The following is a 396-nucleotide window of genomic DNA, read 5'->3' on the forward strand; positions in this document are numbered from 1 at the left end:
GCACCGCCGCGGCCGTCGCGTTCTCGCTCGCCACGGCCCCCCAGGCGGCGGCCTCGGCGGGCGGCTGCACCGCTTCCACCGGGCCCGGCTACGTCTGTGTGAACGTGGACGGGTCCGGCCTGCGCGTCAACAAGGGCAACGTCGTCCGCACCAAGCCCGACGGCATCTGCAACTACCGTGCCGCCCTGGTCGCCAAGTTCCCCGGCAAGGCCGACACCTACTACTGGGGGAGCTACCACAACGGCTGCGTCTACGGCCGGGCCTACGTGGACGTGACCGTCCAGTGGACGTTCGCCGACGGGGTCAGGATCTGCGGCTACTTCTACGAGGGCGGAAACCTGCAACCGGGTCAGCCCTGCGTCACCGTCCGGCGCTAGGGGGTGTTGCGAAAGTCCC

Annotated in this window: 1 protein-coding gene; it reads left to right on the forward strand. The window is 70.2% G+C overall.

Features of this window, described 5'->3' with window-relative positions; all coding sequences use genetic code 11:
• Positions 1–377 (forward strand): hypothetical protein (locus VR44_RS22090; protein WP_045949308.1); only part of this gene is annotated, 377 nt, incomplete at its 5' end.
• Between the last annotated feature and the right edge of the window lie 19 nt (positions 378–396).

Origin of the sequence: Streptomyces katrae (assembly GCF_000966975.1) — a bacterium.
In the GTDB taxonomy this organism is placed as follows: domain Bacteria; phylum Actinomycetota; class Actinomycetes; order Streptomycetales; family Streptomycetaceae; genus Streptomyces; species Streptomyces katrae.